Below are 14397 nucleotides of genomic sequence, written 5' to 3' on the forward strand. Positions count from 1 at the left end.
CATCCACCTCATCCGTTCATACACATTTTTAAATCAAGAAGCATTTTTTCTTCCAGCTTTTCTTTTACTTTCGCAAGCTTCTTACAATCTTCTTCATACATTTCATCAATGACACGTTCTTTTTCTTTTATTTGCTCTAAAAAGCTTTCATTTTTTTGAATAAAACCTTCTGTTTTTTTAATTTTCCGATTCCATTCTTCTATTCTTTCAGGTGAAAATGTATGTGATGAAAGCATACCAGCCATAATACGTTGTCCCGTTTGTACAACCTTATTGCGTGATTTCACAACATATAGATCATATTCTTTTTTTTGTTCTATTTTTCTTTTTTCAGCTGTTAGTTCGTACACTTCTTTCAAGATATGTTCTTTCTCTTGATTAATCTGCAATTTAATCGTGTCGTACTGCTGCTTATCCAACCGTTTTCATAGCCCCTTCCTATTATAACGTTACCTTTTTCTATTATATAGTTTTTTTACAAAAAAATCTGTGAAATATTAAAATCAAAAAAATAAGACCTCAAAGGGCGAGATCTTATACAATATGGTGCATCGCTTGGACAACATCTTCAAACTGAAAACTATCCGTTCGACCTTGTTTTAAAAACGTATTTATAGCTTCTACTTTATTTTTACATTCAAAAATATAAGCATTTTCTTCATTCTCTTGAATTGTTCCAAGTTTAAAATACAATTCATTCTCTTTATAAATAGATAGAATTTTTCTCATTTCATTTGCAAGTTGCCAATGATTCGGCGATACGATTTCTTCCATAATCCTACTTACCGAATCTAATACCGAAATGGCAGGGTAATGACTAAGAGTTGCGAGCTCACGTTTTAATACAATATGTCCATCTAAAATACCACGAGCTAAATCTGGTACAGGACCATTTAAATCATCACCATCAACTAACACTGTATAAATACCTGTTATTGACCCTTTTTGCGTTTTTCCTGATCGTTCTAATAACTTTTTCATATAACTTTCCATTAACAGTGTTTTACCACCGATCGGTAATTCCTTTACCGCAATATCAACACTTCGGCGTGCATCAGCAAAACGAGTAACAGAATCCATCATAAGTAATACGTTATTACCTTGGTCACGGAAATATTCAGCAATAGATGTTGCAAGCTTAGCCGCACGAAGTTGCATAAGGTGACTTTCATCTGACGTTGCTACAACAACGACACTTTTTTTCATACCTTCTTCGCCTAATTCTTTTCGAATAAAGTCTTTTACTTCTCGGCCACGTTCTCCTACTAAACTAATAACGTTAATATCAGCTTTTGCGTTTTTCGCAACCATTCCAAGCAAGGTAGATTTACCAACACCCGATCCTGCGAAAATACCAATCTTTTGACCAATCCCAATCGTTAACATGGAATCAATCGATTTAATTCCCGTTTCAAATACATCTGTAATTTCTTCACGCTCAAATGCATGAATCGGCGGTGCATCTAATTTTATTTTTTGTAGTGGAATGTTTTCAGTGTTCTCATTTAACACTTCACCATTCGCACTTAACACTTTCCCAAGTAAATGATTACCACGAGGTACAACAACATCTTCTTCAATTAATGTAACTGCATCTCCGTAACATACTTTTTCTGTCTGTCCAAATGGAAGTAGCATATTATTTTCTTTTTCAATCGCAATTACTTCACATAAGACACTATGTTCTCCAACGAGACAAACATCTCCAATCTTTGCTTTCGGACCTTTCGCTACAAAAAACTGCTCTTGTACACTATGAACTTTGCCAACTTTCGTATAAAACGGTGTTTCAATAAATGTATTCCATTTATTATGTTCATTCATTAGCTCGTTGTTCATACATTTTGCTCCTCAAACAACTTCTCTTCTTCCCACTTATGACGAAGCTTCGCAAATATAGGCGCAAATTTAAACTCAAAAAACTCTTTCTCTTCTTCCAGAACAAATTCGCCAAACTGTAAAGAAAAATCATACTTCCATTCTACTAATTGTAGTAGCCAATACTCTTTCGTATTTTCTTTCTCTTCTTGTATACGTTCAAATGTTTCTGGATGAACCGTTATAATTAATTTTTCAAATGAAGTAGGCAATGTTTGCACGATGCCTGTTAAAATCGGCAAAACGTCTAATAAGCGCGAATCTACCGCTTGATTCACTACTTTTTCTGCTAACTGAAAAGATTGATTCCATAATAACTCTGTCCATTCGTGTGCTGTTTCTTGTTGTTCTTTTTGAAACTGTATACGCGCTGCTTCCATCTGTTCCATTTGTTCATGAATATGCATTTGAAACTGTTCTTTATCTTGCAACAACTGCTGACGCTCTCGTTCTAGCATTTGCTGCTGCTGCCTTAGCTGATTCATTTCAATATGTAATGCATCTTGCTGTGCAAGAAGTTCTGCATGATCCACTTGTATCTCTTCTTCAATATGAACTGATACTGGTTTCGGAAATTGTAATTCATACGTTTCTTCAGAAAAAGAAACAGAATTCTTCGGAATTCTGTTTTTAAATAAGGACATCATCTTCACCTCTTTGAACGATAATTCTTCCTTCTTTTTCTAACTTTTTCACCGTACCTGTAATCGTTTGTTGTGCTTTTTCAGCATCCGTCATCTTAAGCGGTCCTAAGCCATCTAACTCTTCAAGAATCATCTCTCTACGGTTTGAAGACATACATGTAAATAGTTTCTCTTTAATTTCTTCTTTTGCAATTTTAAGTGCTTTCGCGATAACACCGTTATCTGTAATTTCCTCTAATACACGGCGAAGCGCAAGATCCTCAAGACCAAGTAAGTCTTCAAAGACAAACATATTTTCTTTAATTTTCTCAGATAACGCATAATCGACTTCATCCAGCTTTTGAAAGACTGTTTTTTCAACACCTCGTGAAACATTATTTAAAATGTTCACTATTGTTTTCAATCCATCTGTTTTATTAATAGCACTAAATGCCATATTATTTAATTTTGCTTTTAATAACTCACCAATTTGATTAATTAATTCACCATCTACTTGTTCAAGCTTTGCAATCCCCATTACCGTTTCTACACGTTTATGATCTGGTAATCTCTCAATTAATTGAGAAGCAAGTTGCGGCTTAATATAAGAAGCAATAATCGCTATCGTTTGTGGCGATTCATCATTAAGCACTGTAAGCAGTGGCTCTAAATCTGTAAGTGAATTTAAGAATTCAAATGGATTATCTTTGTTGTACCAAAGATCTTCCAATAATTTTTCCAGATCTTCTTCTGGCATATTTTTAAATATACGACGAATGTATTCTTTATCTGGAGTTACTAAATTCAATTCTTTGACATTTAGTTCATACAAAAACTCCCCTAATACATTTTCTAACGTTTCTGGTTTATATACACGAAACTTCGCGATTTCACGAAGTAATACTTCTTTTTCCTCAGCCGTCATATATTCAATGACTTTTGCTGCCACCTCTTCGTTTAATGTACGAATGAGGATGGCAGCTTTCTCTTTGGAGGAGATTTCATCTAACATTGTTTTTCCTCCCTTACTGTCCGTTTAACCATTTTTTAATTACTTTTGCAGTACCTTCTACATGCTCTTTCGTAGCTTCCTGCACTTGATCATCTAATGTAGGCTCTGATGGTTCTACTGGCTCTGGTTTTGGTTCTGGTACTATTTTTTCTTCAGGAATTTCAAAAATACTTTCACTACTAGCAGCAACTTCCTCTTCTGCTAAATATTCTTCATATTCCTCTTCCTCTCTCTTTTTCTTACGTCTTGCTAAGAAGAACCATACTAGGCCAATTAGTGCTAGCAAGCCAGCTGTAATTCCACCGAATAACCACCAGTTCATACCACTTTTTTCTGGCTCTTTCTCTTTTTCAACTTTCGGCTGGTCGAACTGAACAGTTACAACGTTAACTTGACCGTTTGTAAAGTTTCCATTCGGATCAGCTTGCAGCCCAGCTGCTGTGCCAATCGCTTCTTTAAATGTTGTCATATCAATTTTTCGTTTTACTAACGTATCGTTATCTACCCATACAACAACATTTGTTTTTGTTAATTCCGGATGTTTCTTAATTGTTTCAACTGTTTTATCTATTTCATAGTTTTCAATTTTGTTACCATTTTTATTATCGTAGACAACTTTACCGTTTTGATTATTGTTCGTACCGTAGTTCGGCACTTCACCGTTCGCTGTAATACCCGCACCTTGCTTCGTATCTGCTCCTTCTTGCGCAGTAGAACTTTCCTCTTGCTCTTGTTTACTGCGAAGTACACCTTTATCGCCATATTTTTCTGACTGACGTGTAACTTCATCGTAGTTTACAGACACTTTCGTATTCACTTTATATTCATTTGATTTAAACATCGTCATTAACGTTGCGTCAATATCTTGCTTTAATTTACCTTCAATTTGATGCTGCATCTCTACTTCTTTTTCATAAGAAGAGGAACTGTTAGAATGCGCTTCATCTGTTCCTTTTGAGATGATACCTTTTTTACTATCAATAACACTTACTTCTTCTGCTTTCACCCCAGGAACTGCAGCACTTATCATTTGCTGTATACCCGCAACTTGATCAGCTGTTAATAGTTGTCCACGTTTCACACCAACAGTTATCGCCGCTGTTCCTTTTGCTTTTTCTTCATCAAAAATTGTTTCTTTTTCAGGTAATGTAATTTGCACATTTGCCGTTTCAACTGTCGCGAAGTTTCGTACAATATCTTGCTCCAATTGCTTTTTCGTGCCGACAATCTGCTTCATTTTCTTATCTTGTTCACTTGAACCGAGTGAGCTTTCTAATAGAATTTCCTCACCGCTTTTTGAATTAAACGGCAAGCCCATTCCATTCATTTCTTTTCGAACCCATGGAGCATCGTTCTTTTGCACTCGAATCGAACCATCGGCTGCTAATTGGTAATCAACACCTAGCTTCGATAATTCTGCTGTAATCTCTTGCTTATCTGTATCATTTAAATTTTGATATACAACAACATATTTATCTGGCAAGGTGAAGTATAAAAGTGCTCCTGTTGCAATCGCTAAAAGCGCAGCACCAATCACTAACTTATGCCACGTTTTCAACGATTGGAAAACATTTTTTATCTTTTCCATTTAAATACACCCGTCCATTTTCCTAAATTTGCATATTAATTAGTGACTTATAATTTTCAATAAGATTATCGCGTACGAGAGCAGCTGTTTTCATTTGTGATTCAGCTTTCTTCTGCTGAATTAAAACGTCATGCGTTTCTCCTACCCCTTTTGTCAGTAAATCATATACTGCTGTTTGGGCATTATTTTGCGTTTGATTCATATCTTCCAATAAATCAATAAACTTTTTGCCTTCAACTACAGATGTTTCTGAAGTTTTCTGTGTGCCAATCGGCTGAATCGCTCCAAATGGCTGTGTATTTAACATTGGTTGAATTTTCATATTTCCCCTCTTCCCTCTTATCCTCGGCCGATTTCTAAATCTTTATCGAGCATTTTTTTGTTCGCATTTAATACGCTTGTATTTGCTTCATACATTTTTTGAGCAACCATTACATTCGTCATCTCAGCTGTCACATCAATGTTCGGATAACGTACATATCCTTCTTCATTTGCATGCGGATGCGTCGGTTCATACACAAGATTTTCATTTCGATCCGTTTCAATACTTTTTATTTTCACTCCGTTAGTAGGAGCTCCATCTAGCATACTTGCAAAACTATTATTTGATTCTAATACTACACTTCGACGGTGATACGGCTCTGCACCCGGTGCTCCCGTCGTATTTACATTTACGATATTGTTAGAAGTAACTTCCATCCATTTTCTCGCTGTAGTTAGCCCTGAACCACTTGCATTAATTGCCTGAAACATCTTTGTCTCTCCTTTTACTATTAACGTCCACGTGCTGCTTGGTTAATAGCGTATTGCGTATTAATTGCATTAATTGAAACACCGTATAATTGGTTTGTCTTCATTAAATCTAGCATTTCTGTCGTTACATCAACACTGTTTCCATCTTTATTCGTTTGCATTGATTTCGTTTGAATCTTTGCGTATGTATTTTTCGTATTTGCTGTCGGTAAGTGCATTACATTCGTTTGATATAAATCTGGATTACTCTTTAAATCCGCAGCATTTTTTTTATATAATGCACTGCTCATATTCATTTGCTCAGCAAATGTTACATCTTGTGCTTTATAGCCAGGTGTATTCGCATTTGCAATATTACTAGAAACGGTATTTCGCTTCGTTACTAAATAGTTCATATAATGACTTACATCACTAACTAAATCTGGCATATTCCACACCCTTCCTTTTCCATCATGCTCGTTTAGCGCATGATCATCCACTGATGGAAGTTTCACTTTATTATTCATTTTCCTATATGTATTTATTTATTAAAATATTATCTATTTTGTACCCTTACATATTTTATTCCATTTTTCCATTGTTGTCTTTAGAAAAATACAAAAATATAAAAAAGAATATAAAAAACTGTATACGCGTAGTAATCCATGTAACATTTTGATATATAAACAATAAAAAAAAGAGCTTCCATACACTTCTCTCTATAAAATAAAGACATCTTATTTTTCATTGTTTGGATTATTACCATTCTTTTTATTACAGTCATAAAGTGAAACCTCAATCAGCGGAACGCCTTATTCAAACAATGGAATGGATCCCCTTTTAAAAGGGGTATCCATTTCCGTAATTTACCATTAAAATTTACCGTAAAACGAATTCGCTTTCATTCGTCCATCATTTGTCATAATCATTTCTTCCAAAAATTTTTGCTTATCTCGAATATGCTGTGCTGCCTTAATTATTAATGGACTCACTTCCGCTGCAACATCTGCGCGCGTCTCTTCATCCAATGTCATCATCCAGCGATTTAACATTGCACTCTTCTCAGCAAATTCCCCATCTGATACTTGCAATTCACCGATTTCATTAAAACAGCCGACAAACGCTCGATAAATATCATTGTTCATTTTCGAGTGCTCCGCGGTAACCGTCTATTAAATCTTGTAACACTTGTACAATCGCATCCATGTCTTTTGCTTCACGCGTTACTTTCATCGTCTGAATTTGAATGCTAATCCAATCGTATAAACCGAATAGACTATCATATAAATCTTTAGTAATCTCAGGATTTAATTGAAGCTTTAACTCTTCAAAAATACGTTCTAATTTTTCAAGAAGCGCATCTCCTTCTTGTAGTTTAAAAGTATTTAAAAGTTCTTCTAAATTACGAAACTCAACGATACATCTTTCATAAATAAAAATTGTATTTTTAATTGGATTACTCGTCATAATATCATTTTGCATATAACGTTGCCATGCTTGCATACAATCACTTCCTTAACTTTCATTAATCATCACTTTTTTGTTTTGTCATTGCTTTAATTGTTTTTAGTTGGCTATCTAGCGCCGCTAATGTACTTTCTAGCTTTTGATACTTCTTCACAATCTCATCTTGTTTTTGCAGATTTTGTGTTTCAATATCTTTAATCTTTTTATCTAAATCACTTACACGTGAATCGATGTTTTTTACACGCTCTCCGACTACACCTTTATCACCAAATAGTTTATCAAGTGGTTCTTCCATCATCTTCCCTAAACCGTTAGAACCAAAGAAAAATTGCTTCGCTGCATCCGGCTTGTCTTTTAACGCTTTTGTTAATTGTTCATCATTAACTTCCATCGTCCCGTCTTGCTTTAATTGGATACCAAATGAGAATAAATAATTACCGTCTTGAGAAAATGTCACGACATTATTCATCGCTTGACGTACACTTTGCATAATGGCTTGACCTTGGAAAGCTCCACCTTTCCCAGCAAAGATATCTACTGTAGAAACAGCTTTATTATAATCCGCCACCATCTTTTTAATAACATTCGATGCATCTGTTACGTTTGAGTCACTTACTGTAAACTTCAGATCTATACCTTTTGCTTTTGGATCTGTTGTTGTACCTGCATCTGGTGTTCCTTCTGCTTTCGGCTCAGTTACTTTTAACAATTCAATTTTCACGCCCGGAAGAGCTTCAATTGTATTGGTAAAACTTTCAGTTTCAATACCATTAATACTATATTTGGCATTTTGCGCTTCATTAATTGTATTGACTGCTGTCCCATCCGCCTTAGCTAAACCAATATCTTGAAACAGTGTAGATGTGTTCCCCTTAAAATTAATTTCTCCATCTGTTCCTTCTTTTTTCGAGGACATAAAGATTTTATCTCCAAGTGTATAAGCCGATACACCATAATCTCCGTCATTAATTTTGTTAATTAAATCTTTATATGTCATATCAGTTGTTACTTTTAGTTCTTTACCGCCTAGTTGTAATGTTTCATCTTTAGGAAGCTTCGCATTTATATCAGCAATCTTATTAGAGGCTATTTGATGACGTTGTGCAAGCTGTGTAATCGTCATATTAAAAGTTCCTGCAATCGCTCCACCATCAGCTTTTACATTAATATAACCGTCTTGTGATGTTGTTACCTTTTTCTCATTTCCTTTAAAAGCTGCTAAGTTTTTAAAAGTCTGTGTAAAAGAACTAAATTCTGATTTTAAACTTGTATATAATAGTTTATCGTTTGAAAGATCACTCTTTTCTTTCGTATACGGTGCTTTTCTCATATCTAACGCTTGCATTTCTAACTCTACAAAGTTAGAAGTGTCGATCATATTATTTCCGAGATTCCAAATCTGTTGTCTACCACCGATACCTGTTAATGTTCCTGCCATATTGTCTCACTCCTTATTGTTTACATGTAATCTAAAATACTCGTTTTACTCATCGTACTAACCGCTTTAAGCGTCGCTTCATACGTTGCATTGATATATGCTAGGTCAGAAATTGCTACCGCCAAATCGACATCTTCAATTTCTTTACGGTTTTCTTGAAGCGCTAAATTTTGCTCGCTTAAAATTGTTTTAAACGTCTCCATTGTGTTCATTGTTGAACCAACTTCAGTTGTACGGTTAATGACGCTATCTAAGTTTTTCTTATTTTCTCCTAATAACGGTTGCAAAGCTTTTTGATCACCGTTATTCAGCGCTTCACTCATCTGTTTTAACGTTTTTATAACTGGTGATAATAATTCTTCTCCGTTACGAAATGCTTTTAATTCATAGCCATCATTTAGTTGCCAGTTCACATCATTTTTTCCACCTTGATACGTACCATCTTCTGTGAATGGAACTTGTTCAGCGCTATCCCCACCGAAAATATAACGGCCTTGCTCTTTCGTATTCGCTAAATATACAACTTGTTTTAAAATTTGATCAATCTCTGCACCGATTGCCTTCAATTCTTTTTCACTATTCGTCCCATTTAGCGCTTGTACTGTTAATTGATCCGCTCTTGTTAAAGATTTAAAAACACCTTGTAATGTATTTTCAGTTTGTGTTAATACATTTTTCGAATCCGCTAAATCTTTTTGCATTTGTTCAATATTTGCTAACGAATGCTGAATCGCAAATGATTTACTTGCCGCCAGTGGGTCTTCGCTCATAAAAAGATTTTTCTTACCTGAAGTTACTTGATTTCGATGATATTGCTGTTGCACATTCAAATCCATCATCTGATTCTTTGCCCAGTTTGCATTTTGAAATGTAGATACTCTCATCTTTACCTTCTCCTTTATCTATATTTGAATTGGCGCGAAGAAGAAACCGCACCTATATACAGCTATCCTCTTCCCTCATAAAAAAAGACCTTTTCGTTTTCATTTAATTTACATGGGGGAGGACGCTTGCTAAACATGGCTATTCTCCCCCTTAACTTCCCATTCAACCATCTCATATCTCTGGTCTAACATCGCTCGGTCCACTAAAAGGCTCTGTCCGCTTCTCCCCTGCGCCGGACCCTCTCTTCCATCACAATAAAAGCTTTTTCGATCCTTCTACATGTTATCTAATAATCGAAAACAAACTATCAAACACTTCATTCATCGTCGTAATAGCTTTAGAGTTTGCGACAAAATATTTTTGGAAAGCCATTAAATTAACCATTTCTTCTTCCATATTTACGCCTTCAATACTCATTTTTTCTTGTTGAATACCTTCTAATAAATCTTTATGAATATTTTGATAAGCATTCACTGCACTTTTATCAGAAGCTACACCAACTATAAATTGGTCTAATGCTTGTTTATAAGAAAGACCTTCTTTATAATCTCCATCTGTAATTCCTGCTAGTTTATTTGCTGTTTCAGCAGAGATTTTCATTTTCGAAACATCTTTTGCGAATTCAGGGTTTAACTGAATATCTTTCGCATGATCTCCAACGAAGAAATCTTTTCCCATCACTGTATTCACTTGACCTTTTACAGAACTCATTAATTCTTCAAGGTTTTTCTTATAACTAGCAATCTTCACTTTCGTATCTATCGCTGATTGAATTGCTCCACCATTTAAAGGAATATCCGATCCATAAATCGCAACAGACATTGGTTCTTTTTCTTTATTTAATTGAATTGGATATGTATCTTGTCCATTTACTGTTAAAACACCATTCATTCTAACACTCGCGATATTAGGATTCATAGATTCATAAGATACTTCGATATTGGCATACTTAGACATCTCTGTAACGATGCGATCACGTTCGTCTAATAGTTGATTAGGTACTTGTGTCCCCGCTTGTCCAATTTTTTTATTCGCCTCTGCTAAACTAGCACCAAGACGATTAAATTCATTCACATGTGCTTCAATATCTTCTGTCGTCTGTGCTTCTGCTGTATCTAAGTTTTTCGCAAGACGATTTATCTGACTTGTGAACTTCCCAGTTTCAGAAACTAATGTATCGTAGTAGTTTGGTTGTTCTGGATTTTTTGCAACTTCACGAAAAGCATTGAAGAATCCATCCATTAAACTAGATAATGAATTTTTCCCTGTCGTTCCTACCATAGACTCTACTCGTGATAAAGTAGAATTCATATATGCGTAGTAAGAGAACTGTGACAACTGATCATTAAATTGCTTCGTTTTCACTTCATCTGTAATACGGTCAACTCCTAATGTTTGTACACCATAACCGATTCTCTGTTCAGGCGTATGACCGTTACTTGCTCCAACAGATCCGTAATTTACCATTTGACGAACATAACCCGGCGTATGAATGTTAGATAAGTTTTGTTTTGTCGTTTGTAATCCCATTTGGGCCGCTAGCATACCAGATAACGGCGTATTATAATCAGATAATCTCATAATGCTTCACTTCTCCTTTACAATAGTTCATTCATAAAGATTTGCGAATTATTGTTTTTCTCCAAATTGTATTCAGAAACGGAATCCACAATACTTTCTGTAGTTTTTAATAGTACGTTTAAGTAATATTGATTTTTCAAAAGAATCATTTTTACATTTTCTTCTAATTCATTTAAACTTTTTTGTAATTCGTCCATTTTTTCATTTTCTTCCTGTGAAAAATACGAAAATAGAGAACGCATACGCAACGGTTCAACTTGTTTTTCTTTACAAAGCTGAACAACCATTTCCTCAAAAGATCGCGATAATCCTTTAACACCTTCTATGTACTGCAATTGCTCTACTTGCAACTTTTGAACTGCATTTACATTTTTATTTTTTAAATTCTCATATATTTGTTCCCCAAGCGTTTGAATATTTTCATATGCCTTTTGAATAATAACGAGCTTTTCATATAATTGTATGTACATATAGCTTCCTTTCCTTTACAAGACTAAATTTACAATCAAACCATGAATTTCTCCAATTTGATTTAACATTTCTAAATGCCCTGTTTTCGTATTAATTAAATTCATAACATCTTCTAACTCAGTTAATCCCATTTCAGCTTGTTTTACGATCGTCATTTTCTGCGAATATCCGTAACGCGGATGACGAGACATAACATCTTTATACTGCAATACGTTATCAACGTAAAAATTCAAAAATGATTTTACAGTATTTTTGTATTCCATTACATTATCGAGCGTTAACTCTAATTCGATTTTCTCTTTAATTTCTCCAATGTTATCAACAAGTGCTTCCATTTGTTCTAACAATTTATCGTTTTTCGGATCTGCATGCAAATTATCCGAAAAAGCAAGTCCTGTCCTGACATTTGCTTCTTTCGGCATTTGAGTAGCAGGCGGTATATGCGATAAAATTGGATTATGCGAGATAGAACGCAGCATATATATCACCTATTTATTTTTTTATTTCCTTCTAAACTTAATCGTAAAATCTAGTTATTTATAATTATACTCCGTACAATGATATTTTGCAGTTATTTTTTATAGAAGATATGTTACAATTTAGCATGAGGTGGCACAAATCTATGAATATTTTTCTTTGTGGTTCAAATCAATTAACAGCATTAGATCAGGAAGAAATAAAAAAATTTTTAATTGACTATGCTCACAAACATAAAATTTACATATTATGTTATAAATCTATTGAAAATGAGGTTCTTCGTTTCTTCATTGAAAACGAAAGACTTGCTCAAAATTTATGTCTTTACACACTACAACCGTTACAAGTATTAACAGACGAATTTCAAGAAGTCGTTGATTACTTAAAAAAACACGGAGCCGAGTATATTGCTTTTGATCATCCTTCCGAATCCATTTATCGATCAGATTATATGTTTTTTGTAAAGCAAGTTGTCGAAGATACCGATTTAGTTCTCTGTTTTTATAACGGAGATAAACATACGTCTGTCATTCCCGTTGACGTTGCAAAAGAAGCAGGAATTGATGCTGTTATTTATGATTTACCAGGCTTACATGAAAAGCAGATGAAAAAAAGCTTTGAACAAAAAATTCGTATGATGTAAAGGGGGAGGCACAATATCGTTATTGTGCCTATTGTAAATATGATAACTGAACAAGATTATAATCAATTTGTCGTAAGTTTTAAACAGCACTTTAATATGGATATCGCTTCCTATAAGCAAGATAGAATGCGCCGAAGAATCGACGCTTTCATTTCGAGAAAAGGTTTTGAAAATTACACAAATTTTTTAAATAATTTACGCACCGATCAAACGTTATTTTTAAGTTTTATTGACTATATTACAATTAACGTATCAGAGTTTTTCAGAAATAAAGAGCGCTGGCAAACGTTAGAGACGAAAGCTCTACCAAAGCTACTTGAACAAAATAACGGTAAATTAAAAATTTGGAGTGCTGCTTGCGCTGCCGGTGAAGAACCATATACACTTTCTTTAATATTATCGAAGCATCTAGCTCCGTTTCGTTATGACATTCAAGCAACGGATCTTGATTTTCATGTTTTAGAAACTGCAAAACGTGGTCAATATACAGAACGCTCTTTGAAAGAATTACCTAATGATTTAAAACAACGTCATTTCACAAAAGAAGATGATACATATATATTGCATCAAAATATTAAACAGCAAGTTACATTTAAACAACATGATTTATTAATGCAGACATTTGATACGAACTACGATTTAATCATTTGTCGAAATGTAATGATTTACTTTACAGAAGAAGCAAGAATAAAGCTTTATGAAAAGTTTAGTCGTTCTTTACGAAAAGGCGGCGTACTATTCGTTGGTAGCACAGAACAAATTTTAACACCCGAACGCTACAACCTTCAGCGTTTTGATACATTCTTCTACGAAAAAATATAGAAAAAGGTCGTCATAATTGAAATGGCGACCTTTTTTTATTATATAATACGAATCAATATGATACCTATAACCCATATAAAGAGAAATAGAGCTGTAACAGACCATTTATGCTCTTGAATCGTATGTTTCAACGCATGAGATAATTGCGTCATATTCATTTCTGCAAGTGCTCTCCACACGCTCACATCACGTTCTTTAGAAATACGATCTGTACCGCTAATTAAGATTGTTTCATTAGACAATTTCGTCATGTAAGCTGTAATAACCGTTATCATTAAATTTATATTTCCTTCTGAAGAATCACTTTCCACTCTAGAAATGAGAGCACTTACGTCAAGTAAAGGAATATGTACTTTTCGCCCGAATGAAAGCTGTACTTCAGCGAAATCATACGTCCCATCGAGTAACGGAATATCTTTTATATACGCTTGCTTAATAATCCCTTGTAAACTTCTAACAATTTGTTCATATATTTTTTCCGATTGCTTTCCTTCCTCGGACAACATATGTAACTTTGAGAACAACTGCAACACCGTATCCATTTCCTTAGAAAGCATTTCTTTTACAATCTTTCCATCACCTAAACTCGCAAGTAGAATCCCTATTTCATTATTGTTCGAAATGATTTGGGACCGCCCGGTAAACACAAGATTACTCCGTTTTCGCTCTTTTTGAATTTCATGTTCTGAAATAGCTGCAGGCTGTTTTAATGGGTGTAGCGTCTTATTTTCAATTGTAGTACGTTTAATTTCCATCTAAGCGCCTCCACTACTATCAAAT

The 14397-nt window shown here is 34.5% G+C and carries 18 protein-coding genes; 2 read left to right on the forward strand and 16 right to left on the reverse strand.

From position 1 onward, the window contains the following. Positions 1 to 8 precede the first annotated feature (8 nt). The 15 genes from JFU20_RS06825 to JFU20_RS06895 form a co-directional block, all read right to left on the reverse strand. Positions 9 to 419 carry a hypothetical protein gene (locus tag JFU20_RS06825; protein ID WP_002012036.1) on the reverse strand — a complete coding sequence of 137 codons (411 nt, stop codon included), beginning with the start codon at positions 417 to 419 and terminating at the stop codon, positions 9 to 11. A 115-nt stretch (positions 420 to 534) separates the two neighbouring features. Further along, positions 535 to 1839, reverse strand: a complete 1305-nt coding sequence (fliI, locus tag JFU20_RS06830) for a flagellar protein export ATPase FliI (protein ID WP_002141120.1) — start codon at positions 1837 to 1839, stop codon at positions 535 to 537. Beyond that, positions 1836 to 2522 carry a FliH/SctL family protein gene (locus tag JFU20_RS06835; RefSeq protein ID WP_033710117.1) on the reverse strand — a complete coding sequence of 229 codons (687 nt, stop codon included), beginning with the start codon at positions 2520 to 2522 and terminating at the stop codon, positions 1836 to 1838. The genes fliI and JFU20_RS06835 overlap by 4 nt, the downstream gene beginning before the upstream one ends. Further along, a complete protein-coding gene (locus JFU20_RS06840) occupies positions 2509 to 3513 on the reverse strand; it encodes a flagellar motor switch protein FliG (RefSeq protein ID WP_002012042.1) in 1005 nt (334 codons plus the stop codon). Before JFU20_RS06840 ends, JFU20_RS06835 begins: the two co-directional genes overlap by 14 nt. Before the next feature lie 13 nt (positions 3514 to 3526). Beyond that, the gene (gene fliF / locus JFU20_RS06845; protein ID WP_002012043.1) at positions 3527 to 5101 is read right to left on the reverse strand and encodes a flagellar basal-body MS-ring/collar protein FliF; all 1575 of its coding nucleotides are present in this window, start codon (positions 5099 to 5101) and stop codon (positions 3527 to 3529) included. Between the two features lie 22 nt (positions 5102 to 5123). After that, positions 5124 to 5423 carry a flagellar hook-basal body complex protein FliE gene (gene fliE, locus JFU20_RS06850; RefSeq protein ID WP_002064631.1) on the reverse strand — a complete coding sequence of 100 codons (300 nt, stop codon included), beginning with the start codon at positions 5421 to 5423 and terminating at the stop codon, positions 5124 to 5126. Positions 5424 to 5440: 17 nt separating this feature from the next. After that, a complete protein-coding gene (gene flgC, locus JFU20_RS06855) occupies positions 5441 to 5854 on the reverse strand; it encodes a flagellar basal body rod protein FlgC (RefSeq protein WP_002012046.1) in 414 nt (137 codons plus the stop codon). A gap of 20 nt (positions 5855 to 5874) precedes the next feature. Next, the gene (gene flgB / locus JFU20_RS06860) at positions 5875 to 6360 is read right to left on the reverse strand and encodes a flagellar basal body rod protein FlgB (protein ID WP_002012047.1); all 486 of its coding nucleotides are present in this window, start codon (positions 6358 to 6360) and stop codon (positions 5875 to 5877) included. Positions 6361 to 6705: 345 nt separating this feature from the next. Continuing rightward, the gene (locus tag JFU20_RS06865; RefSeq protein ID WP_002141115.1) at positions 6706 to 6978 is read right to left on the reverse strand and encodes a hypothetical protein; all 273 of its coding nucleotides are present in this window, start codon (positions 6976 to 6978) and stop codon (positions 6706 to 6708) included. Next, positions 6968 to 7336 (reverse strand): flagellar export chaperone FliS, encoded by a 369-nt coding sequence (locus tag JFU20_RS06870; RefSeq protein WP_002012050.1) that lies wholly within the window; start codon positions 7334 to 7336, stop codon positions 6968 to 6970. The genes JFU20_RS06865 and JFU20_RS06870 overlap by 11 nt, the downstream gene beginning before the upstream one ends. A 22-nt stretch (positions 7337 to 7358) precedes the next feature. Continuing rightward, entirely contained in the window at positions 7359 to 8738 is a 1380-nt protein-coding gene (locus JFU20_RS06875; protein ID WP_002012051.1) for a flagellar hook-associated protein 2, read from the reverse strand. A 20-nt stretch (positions 8739 to 8758) separates the two neighbouring features. After that, positions 8759 to 9622, reverse strand: a complete 864-nt coding sequence (locus JFU20_RS06880) for a flagellar hook-associated protein 3 (protein ID WP_002012052.1) — start codon at positions 9620 to 9622, stop codon at positions 8759 to 8761. Between the two features lie 283 nt (positions 9623 to 9905). After that, the gene (gene flgK, locus JFU20_RS06885) at positions 9906 to 11204 is read right to left on the reverse strand and encodes a flagellar hook-associated protein FlgK (RefSeq protein WP_002012054.1); all 1299 of its coding nucleotides are present in this window, start codon (positions 11202 to 11204) and stop codon (positions 9906 to 9908) included. Between the two features lie 17 nt (positions 11205 to 11221). Then, positions 11222 to 11674 (reverse strand): hypothetical protein, encoded by a 453-nt coding sequence (locus JFU20_RS06890; RefSeq protein WP_002012056.1) that lies wholly within the window; start codon positions 11672 to 11674, stop codon positions 11222 to 11224. Between the two features lie 15 nt (positions 11675 to 11689). Next, positions 11690 to 12154 carry a YaaR family protein gene (locus JFU20_RS06895; protein WP_002141107.1) on the reverse strand — a complete coding sequence of 155 codons (465 nt, stop codon included), beginning with the start codon at positions 12152 to 12154 and terminating at the stop codon, positions 11690 to 11692. Between the two features lie 143 nt (positions 12155 to 12297). Here JFU20_RS06895 and JFU20_RS06900 point away from each other — a divergent pair, with 143 nt between their 5' ends. Both JFU20_RS06900 and JFU20_RS06905 read left to right on the forward strand, forming a co-directional pair. Next, positions 12298 to 12795 (forward strand): flagellar motor switch protein FliG, encoded by a 498-nt coding sequence (locus tag JFU20_RS06900; protein ID WP_002012058.1) that lies wholly within the window; start codon positions 12298 to 12300, stop codon positions 12793 to 12795. Between the two features lie 39 nt (positions 12796 to 12834). Then, on the forward strand, positions 12835 to 13617 hold the full coding sequence (locus tag JFU20_RS06905) for a CheR family methyltransferase (protein WP_002166047.1): 783 nt from the start codon (positions 12835 to 12837) through the stop codon (positions 13615 to 13617). A 38-nt stretch (positions 13618 to 13655) separates the two neighbouring features. Here JFU20_RS06905 and JFU20_RS06910 read toward each other — a convergent pair whose 3' ends face one another. Next, complete coding sequence (locus JFU20_RS06910) at positions 13656 to 14372, reverse strand: hypothetical protein (protein ID WP_002012062.1); 717 nt, start codon at positions 14370 to 14372, stop codon at positions 13656 to 13658. Positions 14373 to 14397: the final 25 nt, after the last annotated feature.

This window comes from Bacillus sp. TH30, from assembly GCF_016650875.1.
Lineage (GTDB): Bacteria > Bacillota > Bacilli > Bacillales > Bacillaceae_G > Bacillus_A > Bacillus_A mycoides.